Source organism: Heyndrickxia sp. FW510-T9 (genome assembly GCF_058781025.1).
In genome coordinates, this window is record NZ_JBYSWK010000032.1 from 17,780 (window position 1) to 34,171 (window position 16,392).

General features: G+C 34.3%; 16 protein-coding genes. 4 read left to right on the forward strand and 12 right to left on the reverse strand.

What is annotated here, in order from left to right; translation table 11 throughout:
• Positions 1-259: 259 nt before the first annotated feature.
• On the forward strand, positions 260-463 hold the full coding sequence (gene cspD / locus AC3WJF_RS15560; RefSeq protein WP_055739493.1) for a cold-shock protein CspD: 204 nt from the start codon (positions 260-262) through the stop codon (positions 461-463).
• A 95-nt stretch (positions 464-558) separates the two neighbouring features.
• Here the strand turns inward: cspD and AC3WJF_RS15565 are convergent, their stop codons facing one another.
• Both AC3WJF_RS15565 and AC3WJF_RS15570 read right to left on the reverse strand, forming a co-directional pair.
• The gene (locus AC3WJF_RS15565) at positions 559-735 is read right to left on the reverse strand and encodes a zinc-finger domain-containing protein (RefSeq protein WP_492453768.1); all 177 of its coding nucleotides are present in this window, start codon (positions 733-735) and stop codon (positions 559-561) included.
• Between the two features lie 19 nt (positions 736-754).
• Positions 755-1,405 (reverse strand): reverse transcriptase-like protein, encoded by a 651-nt coding sequence (locus AC3WJF_RS15570; protein ID WP_492453825.1) that lies wholly within the window; start codon positions 1,403-1,405, stop codon positions 755-757.
• Between the two features lie 299 nt (positions 1,406-1,704).
• On the opposite strand from AC3WJF_RS15570, the gene AC3WJF_RS15575 reads away from it, so the two are divergent.
• Positions 1,705-2,625, forward strand: a complete 921-nt coding sequence (locus AC3WJF_RS15575; protein ID WP_492453770.1) for a DMT family transporter — start codon at positions 1,705-1,707, stop codon at positions 2,623-2,625.
• 30 nt (positions 2,626-2,655) lie between these two features.
• Here the strand turns inward: AC3WJF_RS15575 and AC3WJF_RS15580 are convergent, their stop codons facing one another.
• Positions 2,656-2,937, reverse strand: coding sequence for a DUF6123 family protein (locus AC3WJF_RS15580; RefSeq protein ID WP_492453773.1), 282 nt, complete (start codon positions 2,935-2,937; stop codon positions 2,656-2,658).
• Between the two features lie 342 nt (positions 2,938-3,279).
• Here AC3WJF_RS15580 and sspL point away from each other — a divergent pair, with 342 nt between their 5' ends.
• Positions 3,280-3,432, forward strand: a complete 153-nt coding sequence (gene sspL / locus AC3WJF_RS15585) for a small, acid-soluble spore protein L (protein WP_492453775.1) — start codon at positions 3,280-3,282, stop codon at positions 3,430-3,432.
• A gap of 42 nt (positions 3,433-3,474) precedes the next feature.
• On the opposite strand, the gene AC3WJF_RS15590 is transcribed toward sspL, so the two are convergent.
• The 6 genes from AC3WJF_RS15590 to AC3WJF_RS15615 form a co-directional block, all read right to left on the reverse strand.
• Positions 3,475-4,377 carry a 5'-3' exonuclease gene (locus tag AC3WJF_RS15590; protein WP_492453828.1) on the reverse strand — a complete coding sequence of 301 codons (903 nt, stop codon included), beginning with the start codon at positions 4,375-4,377 and terminating at the stop codon, positions 3,475-3,477.
• A 62-nt stretch (positions 4,378-4,439) separates the two neighbouring features.
• Positions 4,440-5,273: a sulfurtransferase gene (locus tag AC3WJF_RS15595; protein WP_492453776.1), complete on the reverse strand. Its 834-nt coding sequence runs from the start codon at positions 5,271-5,273 to the stop codon at positions 4,440-4,442.
• A 1-nt stretch (position 5,274) separates the two neighbouring features.
• Positions 5,275-5,466 carry a hypothetical protein gene (locus AC3WJF_RS15600; protein ID WP_492453778.1) on the reverse strand — a complete coding sequence of 64 codons (192 nt, stop codon included), beginning with the start codon at positions 5,464-5,466 and terminating at the stop codon, positions 5,275-5,277.
• A gap of 15 nt (positions 5,467-5,481) precedes the next feature.
• A complete protein-coding gene (locus tag AC3WJF_RS15605; protein ID WP_492453780.1) occupies positions 5,482-9,087 on the reverse strand; it encodes a dynamin family protein in 3,606 nt (1,201 codons plus the stop codon).
• Positions 9,088-9,358: 271 nt separating this feature from the next.
• Positions 9,359-9,922 (reverse strand): isoprenylcysteine carboxyl methyltransferase family protein, encoded by a 564-nt coding sequence (locus AC3WJF_RS15610; protein ID WP_492453783.1) that lies wholly within the window; start codon positions 9,920-9,922, stop codon positions 9,359-9,361.
• A 2-nt stretch (positions 9,923-9,924) separates the two neighbouring features.
• Positions 9,925-10,995, reverse strand: coding sequence for a type III polyketide synthase (locus AC3WJF_RS15615; protein WP_492453785.1), 1,071 nt, complete (start codon positions 10,993-10,995; stop codon positions 9,925-9,927).
• A gap of 262 nt (positions 10,996-11,257) precedes the next feature.
• Between AC3WJF_RS15615 and AC3WJF_RS15620 the strand changes: the two genes are divergently transcribed.
• A complete protein-coding gene (locus AC3WJF_RS15620; RefSeq protein WP_492453787.1) occupies positions 11,258-11,713 on the forward strand; it encodes a chemotaxis protein CheX in 456 nt (151 codons plus the stop codon).
• 30 nt (positions 11,714-11,743) lie between these two features.
• Here AC3WJF_RS15620 and AC3WJF_RS15625 read toward each other — a convergent pair whose 3' ends face one another.
• From AC3WJF_RS15625 to AC3WJF_RS15635, 3 genes are all read right to left on the reverse strand, one after another.
• Positions 11,744-12,514 carry an SDR family NAD(P)-dependent oxidoreductase gene (locus AC3WJF_RS15625; RefSeq protein WP_492453790.1) on the reverse strand — a complete coding sequence of 257 codons (771 nt, stop codon included), beginning with the start codon at positions 12,512-12,514 and terminating at the stop codon, positions 11,744-11,746.
• Positions 12,515-12,584: 70 nt separating this feature from the next.
• Positions 12,585-14,111, reverse strand: coding sequence for a carboxypeptidase M32 (locus tag AC3WJF_RS15630; protein ID WP_492453792.1), 1,527 nt, complete (start codon positions 14,109-14,111; stop codon positions 12,585-12,587).
• Positions 14,112-14,422: 311 nt separating this feature from the next.
• Positions 14,423-16,360 (reverse strand): ATP-dependent DNA helicase, encoded by a 1,938-nt coding sequence (locus AC3WJF_RS15635; protein ID WP_492453794.1) that lies wholly within the window; start codon positions 16,358-16,360, stop codon positions 14,423-14,425.
• Positions 16,361-16,392: the final 32 nt, after the last annotated feature.

A 16,392-nucleotide genomic window follows, 5' to 3' on the forward strand; every position in this document is an offset into this window, starting at 1 on the left:
TATAAATTCTACTATAGTTATGCTAATTAAACAAGAATACATCTAGTTATCCAACTATAAAGGTAAATCTATATCATTTCCCTGTATTCTGAAAAAATAAAAAATTAACCTTAACATTATTGACTCACTAATTTGGTTGGTGTATATTTATTTTAACATTAAACATTTTTTTAATTCTAATTAATCTAAATATTTTACGTTTAATGTTACATTTTTTCTTGGCACTTTGTGCTTTAAAGATTTAGGAGGATTAAGAAAAATGCAAAACGGTAAAGTAAAATGGTTTAACAATGAAAAAGGCTTTGGTTTTATAGAAGTTGAGGGCGGAGATGATGTTTTCGTACACTTCACAGCTATTCAAGGTGAAGGCTTTAAAACGTTAGAAGAAGGCCAAGAAGTATCTTTCGAAATCGTTGAAGGAAATCGTGGACCTCAAGCTGCTAACGTTACAAAATTATCTTAATTATAAATTGAACAAGGCTGACATATTATTTGTCAGCCTTTTATTGTTCATTTTTCATTCTACTTAGTTTATCTATTAAGTTCTCCATATTAAAGTCAAGTAAGTTTACTGCCAAATCTTTTTAACTTCTCCCCAACTGTACATTTTTCAATACAGAACCGGTGCGCAAATGTTTTGCTATGCTCTTTTTGTAAAGTAGCTTTAATAAAACAACCCTCACAGTAATATTCTAATAGCGAATCTACTTCTTTTAATAGCTTTTTTCTCTCCATTAAAATCGTCCTTTTGGTTTTAGCTTATTTTTATATGACTAGAAATACTTTTTCCATCAAGTGCCTGTGAGGCAAGCTGATCAGCCTCTTTATTATCTTTACGAGAAATAGGGATAAATATAGGTTTAACTCCTAAAGCACCCATTTTTTGCTCTATTCGATCAAGCCAATCATTTAAAACCTTCTCAAAACATGGCCACTCTCCCGATAATTGCTTTAAAACTCCTTGGGAATCTCCTTTAATGGTACAAGGTATGTGGTGAGCTCCAATTTCTTCTAATAGAGAAATGGCATTGTATAGGGCAATATATTCAGCTTCATTATTAGTCTGAATGCTATCAATTTTTTCGTTTTGACGATATCGATACTTTTCAGAACCAATTTTGTAATAAAGAACGATTCCGATCCCTGCAGTACCTGTCTGAAGATCAAAACCACCATCAAAAAATATCGTACAATCACTTGGCTCTTTTTTTATTTGTTCCTTCAATTTAAGATATTCCTTTTTTGTCCATTCTGATCCCATTTCATCCATAATCATTAAATCTTTAACTCTTCCTGTATTATAAATATCATCTATAGCATTATCTAATGCTTCTTGTGAAATCCAATCAGATTCAAATGGAATCTCCGCGGTCTTTTGACCTTGGTACAACCACTTTATTTTCACTTTCAAAATTTAACACTCCTAACAATGACTATGGTTATATTAACTTATTTAATCATTCATTATAACAGTTGTAATTCAGTTTGTATCATTAATATTTTTAACTTTTCCACTTGATTTAATCCAGTTCAAAATCCTATAAGTAAGACTTATTAAAATATAACAAGTTTATAAAATTTGTGATATTCTAACCAGGGGAGAGTAATATATTATTTAGTAAATAGCTTCCATCCATAGAAAACAAAATAGCTGCTGTAAATGGCAAGAAGAGCAATGTATGAATATTAAAGAGGGATCACAACATGAATAAAAGACTTTTATCAGAAGCTGGATTATTACTTGTTGCATTTATTTGGGGTACAACTTTTGTTGTAGTGCAAAATGCTATCGAATTTTTACCACCGTTAACGTTCAATGCAATCCGGTTTTTCCTAGCAGGCATGATTATTTTAATCATTTATTTAATTCAAGAAAAAGGAAAAATAAATCTTAAAGGAAAACATATTTTACCTGGTTTTTTACTAGGCATATGTTTATTTATCGGCTATTCTTTCCAAACAATTGGTCTTTTGTATACGACACCTTCAAAAGCAGGTTTTATTACTGGCCTAAGTGTGGTTATGGTCCCGCTTTTATCCTTTATTTTATATAAAAACCGACCAGCGCCAAAAGCGATTATCGGCTCCATAGGTGCCGCAATTGGATTATATTTATTAGCTGCTAAAAATAGCACTGACATTTCTATTGGAGATGTATTTGTCCTTATTTGTACTTTTGGGTTTGCCTTTCATATCATCCTAACCGATCGTGTCACAAATAAAGTTCCAATATTGTTATTAACAACCATTCAAATTTTTACGGTTTCGCTATTATGCGCAGTGAGTGCCATATTATTTGAAAATTGGCGACTTGCGTTTCAATCCAGTCATATTTTTTCCGAAACAACTATTTTTGCAATGGTCATAACAGCTTTACTAGGTACCGCTTTTGCTTTCTTCATGCAAACTACTGCACAAAGGTTTACTACCCCGACAAGGGTGGGGATTATTTTAACGATGGAACCTGTTTTTGCGGCAATTACTTCATTCATAATGATCGATGAGAGATTATCTTTATATGGCACTATTGGATGTATCTTCATCTTTTTTGGAATGTTGATTAGTGAACTGCCCATTGAAAAATCTCTCTCCATATCGTTCTTAAATAAAGATCGGAAACTTTAGAAATGAAAAAAAAGAGGTTAAACCTCTTTTTTATTTTGAAATTAAACCAATTTTTTTGGCATAATGAAAAGCTTGAGCTCTTGTTTCAATATCATTTTCTTTTAAAGATTCTAACAATGAAATATAAAAGCTACCAACAAATGATTTCTGAGTTTGTAACGTAATTTCAATTGCTGCCTTAATGGTGGAATCGGTGGCAGCAGTGTATTGTTTTCCAAAATAAATAAAACCGATAACATCTTCCTCAAATTTAAAGCCTTTTTCTCGAAGGTTCATAAGAAAATCATCAAGGGGCAATTCTTTCGTTTTCAAAATACTCGACCTCACTAACTTGTCTACAAACAAGCATTGCTTTTAGAAATACATTCCTACATTTCATATATTTAATTTTACAATACTTTTAAAGTCATGACCATATACCAGTTTCTGAAGTGGCTATTTTCGTCCTAATTACTGCTTTTTTTTTCGTTTAAAACCCAAATAAAATTTAATTTCGGTGCATCTTTTCTATAATGCAATTACCTTCCCATGCAGAATAAACCAATTTATTTGTTTAAGATTACAAAAATAACACCGGATAAAAAAATAGCCTTTGAATATACTTAATTTTTCCATAACGAATAATTAAACAACGTAAATGGGAATTCTAGTATAATGGAGGTGATTAGATTGGCGAAAAAAAGTAATAATCGCGGAAAATTAGCTCCTAGTGCAAACCCGCAAGGATGGGGCCAAGATACCGAGTTTGCAGTTGATGACCCGAAATCAAAACTTGAAAATGCAGCAAAAAAAAGTAATACAAAATGAGAAAAAAGAGGAGCAATCGCATTTTGTCGATTGCTCTTAAAATTATGCTTGTTTTGCTAAATTTGACCACTTACTCTGAATTAAATGTCTACGGATACTCCGTAACTCTAACTCATCAATAAAGGATAAAAAATCTGTTGAAATATCTTTTAATATAGAATCATCTATTGAAAAAGTTAAAGGCACATCACATTTTATTTCTGCAAGTAAACGTGACATATGAAGCATTTCTAAATCCTCTTCTATTTTTTTTCGCTGTGAAGGCGTTAATTCGTGAAGATTTTCTAAAAGATCTTTAATCGTCCCAAATTGCTGAATTAATTTCAACGCTGTTTTCTCACCTATCCCTTTCACACCAGGATATCCGTCACTTGTATCACCCATTAAGGCTTTTACATCAATAAATTGACTAGGTGTGATTCCATATTCTTCATAGAATAGATCCATTGAATAGGTTTTATAATTCCCAAATCCTTTTTGAATGATGTTTACATCAATCTGATGATCGACAAGCTGAAGTAAATCTTTGTCTCCAGTAAGGATGGATACTTTCAAATCATATTGCATAGATTTTGCAATGGTTCCAATACAATCATCTGCTTCAAACCCGATGACACCAATATTTGGAACATCAAAGGCTTTAACCACTTCTTTGACTAAATCAAATTGTGGTATTAATTCAACAGGAGCTGCCTCCCTGTTCGCTTTATATCCATCAAATGTTTCATTACGAAACGTTTTGCTGCCCATATCCCAACATACAACAACATGGGTTGGATCTATTTCCTCTAAAGCGGTAAGCAAATGTCTCATAAAACCTTGCACTGCATTCGTCGGCATTCCTTTAGAATTATACATAAATTGTCCAGTAACACTAGTAGCAAAGAAGGCACGGAATAACAATGCCATTCCGTCTACTAGCAATAAATGTGATGAGTTTTTCAGATTGATCACCTCTATATATCTTTCATTCGCCTATCCATTATAGCATGAATTACTGTTGGAAATTACTTTTCACCCAATTCGACAGGATTTTCCTGATAAGAAACCCAATCTGAGTAACTTCCAACATATAATTTCACCTTTTCAAATCCCGCCTCTTTCAATGCAAGGATATTAGGGGTAGCAGTTACTCCTGATCCACAATAAACGATCATTTGCTTTTGTGGATCGATGTGAGCGAATCGCTGTTTTTGTTTGTCAGCTTGTTTCCAACTGCCCCCTTCCAGTCCTTCTTCCCACACAATATTAATAGCACCAGGGATATGTCCAGGTTTTTTATCAATTGGTTCCTCCAAACCTAAATATCGGTTCTTGGCACGGGAATCGATTAATATCGCAGACTGATTTTGGATATTCTGCTTGACATCTTCATACGTAGCTATCATATTCTCTTGTATATTCATTTCGAATGATCTTTTAGCAAAAGTAGGAGTTATTTGATTGGTTTCACGGTCCGCCTCTACCCATTTCGAAAAACCACCATCTAATATATAGACGTTTTGATGACCCAAATAGGTTAACATCCACCAAAATCGCCCAGCAAATGAACCTTCACCATTATCATACGCAATAACTGCAGTGGAAGTATCAATACCTGCTGTCTCTATTTTTTCTTTCCATTCATGCATATCTGGAAGTGGGTGTCTTCCTCCGTGTTCCTTCGGGATGCTTGACAAATCAGCCTCTAGGTGAAAATAAACTGCTCCCGGTATATGGCTTTTTTCGTAAGCTAGCATACCCGCTTCTGGTTTTCCTAAAGTGAAGCGACAATCGATAATCCTAACATTAGAATCATTCAAATGTTTTACTAACCATTCTTGACTCTTAACAAATTTCACTTTACCCACACCCTTTTTCATTTTCTTTTTCTAAAAGCTTTAAAACATGTTCTTTAGGGGTCCAACAATTAAATTGGTAATTAGGCTTTGTGTCATAACCTAGTCTTTTACATTTGTAACTCATTTTTCCGTCTATTCTCTCAGCGATAAAATGAATACAGGTTGCACAAGCATGAAATCTGCTACCTTTCAACTCCTCCCCTCCTCATCATTCATTTGCAATTTGGTCACGAATGCTAGTCCATTCGCCGATATCTACCTTTTCATCTAAAACTGTCATTAGCGCCTTAAATTGTTCTTTGTTATCCTCATCAATATGTTGAATCATTTTTACATATTCACTATCAACAAATTGATAATAATAATTTTCCAGTAATGATTGCTGATGTTCCAAATACTTTTCAGCAAATGGCTCTAGTAGCTCTTGAAGTTCGTCCTCCATTAACTTCTTTTCATTTTTTTCAAAAAATGATTTGGCATTTTTAAAATACTTAAATGTTTTTTCTAATTCGCTACGATCAATTTCTATGAAAGCAGACATGAAATCTGGAGTTGAAATAGTTCCGATTTCATAGTCAGATATTGAAATCGTCGATTGCATTTTATTAATATTATCCTGAAACTGTTCTAGCCTTTTTCGGAATAGCTCCCTGACAAAGTTTTCGATTCTTAAAGATGTAGCTCTCATTTCTTGAGAAAAGTCATATCCTAAGCTTTCTAATAATTCATCAAGCGCCTTTTTTAACGCTGTCTTATTATTATTTTGTAATGATGCTGGATTAAAGGACTCTTTAAAAAAGTCACTGAATCGATAAAATGTACGTTGTTTAACATAAAACAACAATTCCTGTAGCTCCTGTTTTAGTTTGGAAATAAAGATTGCCGGTGTTGATTGCTTTAAAAGCTCCTCTATTTTTTCTTCATTATTCATTAATTGTCGTTTCCGGTTTTCTTTCTCTTCCTTACCTTGTAAAGCTGTTTCCAATAATTGATCAATCATATTAAGCGTTCTTTGAATATCAACATGTGCTGATTGAATGCTCATTCTCATTAAATCCTTTGATAAAAAAGTTGAAAAGGATTCTTTAAATTCGACTATTCCAGAAGTACCAGCTTCATTTTGAAGGGCTAAAAGACTTGAGACTCCAAATAGCTTCGGAAAACGAATTCCATACTGAACTAATTGTTCTTTCACGTACCCGATTACATCAGCTAATTCTTCCTTAGAATCGGCCAGGTCGATTGCATTTACAATGAAGAACATTTTATCCAGCTCAAATGCGTCTTTAACACGTCCCAACTGGATTAAAAATTCTCTGTCTGCTTTCGAAAATGCATGATTATAGTAAGTAACAAAGAGAACTGCATCGGAATTCTTTATATATTCAAATGCAACACCAGTATGTCTTGCGTTAATAGAATCAGCTCCAGGTGTATCTACCAGTGTAATTCCTTGTCTTGTCAACTCACAGTCATAATAAAGGTCGATTGATTCTACAAAGCATGATTGTGATTCATTTGCTACAAATCCTCTAAAGTCTTGTATTCCGACAAGTATATTTTCACCGAGTCTATCTTTGTACACTTCATAGCCCTTTAAGAAGGCAAGTAAAAAGGAAAGATGAATTTTCTCACGAGCTTCTTTTGTTTCCTTTATTTGCAAAATAATCTTTCCAGCTTCGTCCAAGTTTTCACATGCTGCATTAAATTCTTTTAAGGATTTTTGAATGTCGTCCAATATCTGTTTTTTACTTTTTAAATGGACAACAGCTGTTCCATGAGTGTATTCCTTAATAGGAGGACAAATTCGGTTTATGGCTGCAGTTGTCGGATTTGGAGAAACAGGTAATACCTTCTCACCAATAAGTGCGTTTGCAAAGGATGATTTCCCAGCACTAAATGCCCCGAATAAGGCAATGGTAAATTGTTTATTTTCTATTCGTGATTTTTTAGCCAGTAAATGTTCCGTTAACCGTGCAAAACCAGTTTTATTCTTTAGGAGAGTAGCAGTTTGCTGTAGCTTATTGATTGTTAAATCGACAGAATATAATTCCTCTTCTTTTTGCTCCGAAATGGTTTGACCATCAACTGCTTCCTCTGTTTTTTGCAATTCTGTTGAATGCTGATTTTCATTTGAATAAATTCGAAATCTTGATTGTTCCGCTTGCCAAGTTTTTTGGAGTTCCTGATAGATATTTTCAAAATCATTTACCGATTGAAATACTCTTGCTTCTTTTTCGTTTCGGATTGTCGCTAATTCTTGAATCTTTCTTATCGAATTAGCTATATTTTGTACGGAATTTAGTTCAGTTTCTATAATGTTCCGTTCACTTTGTATATTTGCATCCAATTGCTCTTTTACTTGCCTTTTAAATGTTTCTAGTTCCTGTTTGGCTAATTTTTCAAATGTATCCGCCACTTCATCACAATAGTGAAGAACGTATTCCCCTGATAGTCTTGCCCCTGATCTTACTAGACTTTTCAATAGTTCTGTTCCAAATTCAATAGAGAGATTTTGAGCTAGTAACTGTAAATCATCATTTGTAAGATTGGCTTTTTTTAATGTTGTTCCTGCAAATTCCTTCATATGCCATATAAGCTGAGACTCTACTTGAATTTTTAGTTGATTGAAAAACTCCTCTAATCTTCTTGAACGCTCTTCTTCCGTTTTCTTTTTACTAAACAGTAGCCCCATCTTAAAATCCTGCTGCGCACCTTCTAAATAACGCTCTGCTAACTCCCTTATTTGAAAAGGCATTAAATATGCACTCTTTAAAATCTTTGACCTTTCCTCATCAAATGTTTTATCCCAAATATCGAGCTTCCCTTGCAAATTATTTAGTTTGGATAATAGCTCTTGCTCATGAACTAAAACAGATTCTTTTTCATTGAATGACATATTATTTAAAGGTTCATTATATTTTTGTGCTTGTTCTTCTTCCTGTTCCCTTAGCCATGCAAAATGCTCCTGGATTAAAATATTAAATGATGATTGAATGGAAGCTGAAAATCGGTTTTCCCTTTGTTTTAACACTTCACTGACTAATGACTTCACTTTCGTAAACTCATTCCTATCGTTATTTTGCCCTTTTAATGTCGTATAAAAAATGCCTTTTGGATATACATCCCATGCGGAAAATGATTCTTGAACCGATTGTTTGAATTCAGAAAAGGATAATTCTTCTTCTTTATGCTTATCTATTTGATTGATAATTAAATACAGCTCTACACCGTGCTTCAAAAGTTCTTTTGTATAAAGAAAATTCAACTCTGACTGGACGTGGTTATAATCCATCACATAAAAGACAATATCGGCTAAATGGATTGCTGATTCAGTAGAAATACGATGGGCATCATCCGTTGAATCCACCCCTGGTGTATCCATGATGATGACGTTCTCTGGCAGATCTGAACACTTCTTCCCAATTTCAATTTCAGTTACATTCCCATTCTTACAAAATTCTTTTACTTGGTGAAAATTGTAAGGAGCCTCGAATAAATAAGGTGCTTCATCTTTATAAAATACCTTTGCAAAATCAGTAGGTGTTTTATGGATTTTCACTAAGTTTGCACTTGTTGGAATTGGACTGGATGGTAAAAGATTTTCCCCAAGCAAAGTATTGATCATCGTTGATTTTCCAGCTGAAAAATGGCCACAAAATGCAATAATGAAATCTTTGTTCTTTATTTTTTTCAGTAGTTTTTCCGATTTTTCTGTTCTTTGTATATCTCCATTTTGTTTAAAGCGCTCGAATAAGCTTACTAATTGTTGTGTGGCTTCTGTTGTATTGCTAATTTCTATTGTTTTCATCATGATGGTACAAACTCCCTAAATATTTATTGTTCTTTGTTTTTATTGTAACGGATTTTGCAAGTGATTCCCAGAACAAATGCGTATGCGCCTTGCCAATCCGCTAGCCGATTGGCGCTATTGAAATTGTAGTGCAAATTTCACCTGGAGCTGGACGTAGACTATTTATTAAAAAGGTTTTCCACAGAAGAGTTATATTTATTCCTAAGCAAACAAAAAAAACGTTCATCTTAATTAGATAAACGTAGGGTAATTCAATTTATCATTTATGCTGTTATTTTCCGCCTTTCAAGCGAAACAAAAATGAACGTTTCTCTTTTTGAATTTCATCGTAATCTGTATGCAATCTCAGGACCCTCTCCTCAGTTGTTATTCTAATAGCTAAGATACATTGATTAAATATGAAAAAAGCAAGTAATGTATAATACGCTTGAAACATTAACGGGATAATGATTAATTCTAATGTTACGATGAAATAATTGGGATGTTTCATGAATCGATAGGGACCTTTATTAATTATATTTGCATTTGGCAAAACAAGAATTTTCGTATTCCAAAACTTCCCTAAAGAAGTAATAACCCAAATTCTACCTATTTGTGTTAACATAAATAATACAAGAAATATCCACCAATTAGATATCATGGTTCTTTGAAGTCCATAAACTTCTGTTAATAACGAAAGAAAAAAACAAGTATGTATCAACACCATTAATTTATAATGTTTTTTTCCTACTTCCACTCCACCTTGCCCTTTTATCCAATTTTCATTTTTTCTTGCAATGAATAATTCCACAACACGCTGACATATAACAATCGCCAAAAAAATCGTAAAAAACAAGTCTAATCCCACCTTAAAAGCAATTGTTCCAAGCTAAACCCTGGTCCAAGGGCCATTGCAAGCCCCCATTCTCCAGGTTGGATATCTTTTTCTAATATTCTTTTTAAAACATAGAAAATCGTCACTGAAGACATATTTCCGAAATGACGGAGGACGTATCTGGAGTCGAGTGTTAGTTCTTCAGATATGCTTAATGCCTGTACATACGCATCTATCACCTTCTTTCCTCCCGGGTGTGCAATAAAATGTTTAATGTCTTCAATTTCTACCTCGTGATTGGCCAAAAAAGATTGTACATTTGGAGGTAACCATTTTCTCACAATCATTGGGATATCCTTCGAAAAGATCACATGGAGTCCATCATTTTGAATGTCCCATCCCATGATGTTTAATGAATCTCTTAATAACATTGATTTTGTTCCTACAATTGTCGGAAGAGAATAATCATGTGAGGATGGTACTTCTACTTCATCCCCTATCAATAAAGTACAAGCACAACCATCAGCAAACAATGATGTACCAATTAAGTTACTTTTTGAAAGATCATCTTTTTGGAAAGTTAGACTGCAAAGTTCAATGGCTAAAACCAATACTTTTGCTTTAGGAAATGCAAGGCAATATTCATATGCCCTTGAAAGCCCCGAAGCACCGCCAACACATCCTAATCCCCATATCGGGATTCTTTTAACATCTAATCTAAAGGGGAGTTTATTCATAATTCTAGCTTCTATACTGGGGGTAGAAAGACCTGAAGTACAAACAGTATAAATAGCATCCACTTCGTCTACTTCAATACCACTGCTATTTAAACAATTCTTAATCGCTTTTATACTCAGATTTTCAGCCATTTCAATGAAGATGTCATTTTTTTCAGCAAATGAATGATCTTCCCCATACCAATCAAGTTTTTTCACAAAATATCGTGACTCGATTTCCGCATTTTGAAAAACGCTAAGTAACCGATCTAGATCACGAAATGCATGTGAAAATAATTTTTTTGCAAAAGTCATCGTTTGCGTTTGGGGGATGTTGAAATCAGGAATCCCAAGTCCAATAGAATAGATTTTCGGCATGAATGTACTCTCCTTATCACTATATAAGGATATGTTTTCCAAATAAAAGAAAAATATGATATGAAAATTAATAAAAATAACTCCCCAGTGAGGAGCTACTTCGTTTTGAAGGAGTTATTGTGCATCTAAATGATATATGAATATATACCTAGTAAAATAGTCCCGTTATTCTTTCTGCTAACTTATTTTCCAAAAAAATATTCTCTACATAAAAAAAAATATGTTAGTATGATTTTAGACAAAATTCGGGGGGTTTCGGCAATTGACGATTAGTAAATATATAACAGATGTATTAAATGGAACCATAGAATCTATTAAATCTGTCTTGCCAATCCAAGTAGAAATCCAACAACCACAACTTTTTAATTCACCATTTGAACAGCATACAATTGGAGTATTAATAGGGGTTACTGGGGACATAAAGGGAAGAATTGTAATAGACGGAGAAGAGGAAGTATTCTCAAGAATTGGTGAAGGAATGTTTGGGATGCCTTTAGTCGGTGATATGCTGGAAAGTTTTGCTGGCGAACTAGGTAATATGATTGCAGGAAATATGTCGACACAAATATCCAATAGCGGATTATTAATTGATATTACCCCACCTACAGTTATAGTTGGCCATTCAAAGATATTTGGATTTTCAAAAGCAATAAGACTCCCGATTCAAATAGAGCAAATTGGAGAATTAAATATCATTTTAATGCTTGAAATATTATAGCGCCCCTAATTGGGACGCTTTATTTATTTTTTAAAACCCTTGAATGGTCATTCCTCCATCAACAAAAATGGTTTGTCCCGTAATATATTTGCTTGCTTCAGATGCCAGGAAAACTGCCGGACCCACTAACTCTTCCAGTTCACCAACTCTTTTCATTGGTGTAACGGACAGAATATCACGAACATACTCTTCATCCTGCAACAGTTTTTCTGTTAAAGGCGTTTTAAAATACCAAGGTCCAATCGCATTTACATTAATGTTGTATTTGCCCCATTCAAGTGCCAATACCTTTGTCATTTGAATTAATGCGGCTTTTGTAGCAGCATACACTACCCCTGTTCTTAACGCAACATGACCGCCGACAGACGAAATAGTAATAATTTTTCCATCTTTGTTTCCCATCATATGCCTGCCGATTTCTTGTGAAAACATAAACGCTGATTTTAAGTTAGTGTCCATTATTTGCTGCCATTCTTCATCTGTGACATCTAATGCTGTGGACCTAATATTCATTCCGGCGTTGTTAACAAGGATATCTATTTTTCTTGTTTGACTGATGATCCGGTCGACTGCCGATTTTACCTCGTCCCTTTTTGTAACATCTGTTTTAACAATGTACGATTTTCTTCCAAGCTTATTAATTTCATCCGCAGTTTGCTGCAAATCTGTTTCAGTACGAGAGATCAACGCAACGTTTGCGCCAGCTTCGGCCATACCAATTGCAATAGCACGTCCTATTCCTCTTCCAGCACCAGTAACTACCGCTGTCTTGCCATCAAGTCGAAAGGATGGTAAATACATCTTCCAGCACTCCCTTTTCTAATTCATCATTAAAAGTGTTAAAGAAGAGACCATATTGGTCTCTTCTTTTCTAATGAGTTTCGACAGGTAAATTATAAACCTTTGTATATTTATCCGTTAAATAATTTATTAAATATTTTGCATTTAAGCCTTCGCCTGTAACATCTTGTAATATTTCTAGTGGTTTCTTTAATTTCCCATACTGATGGATGTTCTTCGTTAGCCATTCTCGAATTGGAACTAAATTTCCTTCTGACAATAGTTCATTAAAATTTGGAAGATCTTTTTCCATGCTATTTTTTAATTGAGCCGCATACATATAACCAAGTGCGTAGGATGGAAAATACCCAAAATCTCCTCCAGACCAATGTACATCTTGGAGCACCCCTTCTTTATCATTAGCAGGCCGTATTCCTAAATACTCTTCATATTTATCATTCCAAATTTGCGGTAAGTCCTTCACTTCGATTTCATCATTAAACAAACCTTTTTCAATTTCATATCGGATGATAACATGAAGTGGATATGTTAACATATCGGCTTCTATTCGAATAAAGGAAGGCTTTGACTCATTAATTGCCAGGTAAAATTCATCTAAAGAAACTTGATCGTATTCTCCACTTGCATATCTTTTCAGTAAATCAAAATTATGCTTCCAGAAAGAATAATCTCGGCCAACGATGTTTTCGTAGAAAAGAGATTGGGATTCGTGAATTCCCATAGAAGTTCCACTACATAATAGAGTGCCGATTAAGTCTTTGGATATATTCTGATCATAAAGTGCATGGCCACCTTCGTGTATAGTACCGAATACAGCTGTTCTCCAGTCATTTTCATCATATCTTGTAGTGACACGGACATCTCCAGGGTTTAGGCCAGTAGCAAAAGGATGGACCGTCTCATCTAATCTACCTGACTCAAAATCATAGCCCATTTGCTCTAATATTTTTAAGCTAAATTCTTTTTGCTGCTGTTTTGGAAATGTTTCAAATAAAAAGGAGGTACTAGGTTTATTTGGCGATTCGGCTATCTTTTGAACTAGTGAAACAATCGCCTCTCTCACCTCTCCAAATACTTTGTCTAAAACCTCCACTGTTATTCCAGGCTCATACATATCTAGTAGAGTATTGTATTTATTTCCTTCATACCCCCAATATTCAACGAATTTCTTTTTATATTCAACAATCTTTTCTAAATATGGTTGGAACATTGCAAAATCGGCTTTTGCTCTCGCTTCCTCCCACACACTTTCTGCTTTTGATTGAAGTACAACAAATTCTTGATATTCCTTTGCCGGTATCTTTTTATTACGTTCATAATGTTTCTTACATTCTTCTAATGTTTTTATGGTGATTTCAGATAAGTTTTGCGATTCACCAGATAAACTTGCAATATAGGCAGCCATATCTTCTGATGTTGACAATTTAAATAATTCTGATGAAAGCATCCCGATTACCTCTGAACGTTGCTCAACACCATTTTTGGGCGCACCTGTTCGTAAATCCCAATAAATTAAGCCAAGTGCTTCGATGTATGCCTGCATTTTTTTCACATGATCTAAAAATTCTTGCTCTATATCTCTAATATTCTCAGCCACTGTATGTACCTCCATTTCTATTTTTCCGACATCTTTATTTTATCATATTGTTCTGAAAAGGGAGAACAATAAGTTTTAAAAACAAATGCGCGGTGCGCCTTGGTGATCGGAGTACGGAAGAGTGAAATTGGAAGTTTAATTTTCCTACTGAAATTGTCACTTCAAATTTTACCTGATGGCCATATCCACATGGAGAAGACGGAGAAATCCACTAGCCGATAGGCACAGAACCTATACATAGACAATTATTTCTAGAAAAGTTATCTACGATATTAAATTGTGTAGTCTAGCTAACAAAAAAACAACCTTCCCTATTTGTTAGAGAAGGTTGGGTTTACAGGTAAGATTTCCTGTAGATATTTGTAAATACTATCTAATTCTTTTTGCTTTATCCATAATTGAATGGTGCCTGAATCACTAGAGGTTCTGATTAGACGGCCAATTCCTTGTCTTAGTCGCAATAACATATATGGAAGGTCTACTTCATCAAATGCATCGTTACTGTTTTTGCGTTTCGCTTCAAACACAGGATCATGTGGTGGAAAAGGTAATTCATGAATAATAACATTGGACAATGATGGTCCTGGGATATCGAGTCCTTCCCATAAATGATAAGAGCATAAAACAGTTTCCTTGTTATCCTGAAATTGCTCTACAAGCTGACTTATTTCCCCATCCCCTTCAAATAATATGGGGTAATCGAAATTATGTTTATTTTGTATATATTGTTTGAAATCTTTCATTGCCTCTATTGTGTTAAAAAGAACTAACGTTTTTCCATTTACTATTTCGATAGACTGAATCATTTCATCCCATTTTAATGTAGAAGGATAATGCTCCTCCGTAAGGATCTTTATATTCATTTGTTGATCATAGTCAAACGGTGAAGCAACTTTTAGAGACAGATATTCACTGATACCAAGGCTTTTGCTAATATAGGAGAAATCCCCATTATTCGATAAAGTAGCAGAAGAGAAAATATAAGGAATTTTCTTAGAAAAGACTTCTTCCCGCAATATTTCTTCTACAAGTCTTGGCATAATTACAAGCGTATGGTTGTTATCGGACATTTCAAACCAAGTTATTCCCTTTTGATCTTCCATTAATAATTTCAGTGAATATAATATTTGTTCCAGATACTCTTCTACAATTCGTAAATCATACTCGTTTAATACGAATAATTCACTTTCATATACTAGCTGTTCAGTCAGTTGATTGATTAGTTGATATACTGTTTTTGCACAATCCAATAATTCCTTTGTTTTGTTTATTTCAAATCTTTCAGAACCCACTACTTTTAGTGCCATTTTCCTAATGAGGGCAAACATTTTTTCACTTTCATATAGGACGTTCTCCATCATATAAAGTGTTTCCTCACGAACATCATTGCCCATAATACGATTCAATAAAAGCTCGAGCGTTTCGGAAGTGAATTTATAAGTTAAGGCTTTTTGGCATGCATATTCGAGTAAATGTCCCTCATCAAAGATGACACAACTAACCTCTGGGAGAAGCGGTATTTGCCCTTCTCGTTTTCTGGAATCTTTCGTCCAAATATGTTCCATATAAAAATCATGTGAACAAACAATAATGTCTGCTGCATCACGATAATAATCACGATGAAGTGTCTGTCCGCATCGATGGCGCATATCACAAGAAAGACAATCCTGCAATGAGTCCCATGCAATGCTTCTCCACTCTTCCTCCGTTAATTTCGGATAGTCCTTTCGATCTCCGTACTTTTCAAACTTTTGCATGGATCCTTTGTTTTGAACAAAACGTGGTAATGTATTATAAACACCTTCGATTCCTTCTGAATCTTTTTTCAGGTTCGCATGATCTAATTTTCGGAGACATAAATATTGATCCCTGGATTTTGCCAATCTTACATCAATGTTTAAATCTAAGGCATCCTCCAGTTTGCGAATATCCCCTTCTTTTTTAACAAGCTGTTCAATTAATGATTCGTCCGCACATGCGATTAATGCCGGTTTACCCGTATACCGTGCATAGCAAAGAGCATATAATAGATAAACAAACGTTTTCCCTGTTCCTACACCGGCTTCTGCAAACATTACTTTCTTCTCTTTAAAAGCTTTTTCTAATTGAAATGCCATATATATTTGTTCATCACGTAATTCAAACCCTTTATCGGGGAGCATATCATAAAATACATCCCCAATCCAATCCCCTAAACGATCGTAAAATGAATCTGTCTTCGAAAGTAAAAACGGTAATTGTTGCTTCATCTTATCCTCCAACATTTGCATAGGTAGTCAAA

Excerpts from the sequence above, each read along its gene's own strand:
- cspD (WP_055739493.1), top strand. The coding sequence starts at position 260 with ATGCAAAACGGTAAAGTAAAATGGTTTAACAATGAAAAAGGCTTTGGT.
- AC3WJF_RS15565 (WP_492453768.1), bottom strand. The coding sequence starts at position 735 with ATGGAGAGAAAAAAGCTATTAAAAGAAGTAGATTCGCTATTAGAATAT.
- AC3WJF_RS15575 (WP_492453770.1), top strand. The coding sequence starts at position 1,705 with ATGAATAAAAGACTTTTATCAGAAGCTGGATTATTACTTGTTGCATTT.
- sspL (WP_492453775.1), top strand. The coding sequence starts at position 3,280 with ATGGAGGTGATTAGATTGGCGAAAAAAAGTAATAATCGCGGAAAATTA.
- AC3WJF_RS15605 (WP_492453780.1), bottom strand. The coding sequence starts at position 9,087 with ATGATGAAAACAATAGAAATTAGCAATACAACAGAAGCCACACAACAA.
- AC3WJF_RS15615 (WP_492453785.1), bottom strand. The coding sequence starts at position 10,995 with ATGCCGAAAATCTATTCTATTGGACTTGGGATTCCTGATTTCAACATC.
- AC3WJF_RS15625 (WP_492453790.1), bottom strand. The coding sequence starts at position 12,514 with ATGTATTTACCATCCTTTCGACTTGATGGCAAGACAGCGGTAGTTACT.
- AC3WJF_RS15635 (WP_492453794.1), bottom strand. The coding sequence starts at position 16,360 with ATGAAGCAACAATTACCGTTTTTACTTTCGAAGACAGATTCATTTTAC.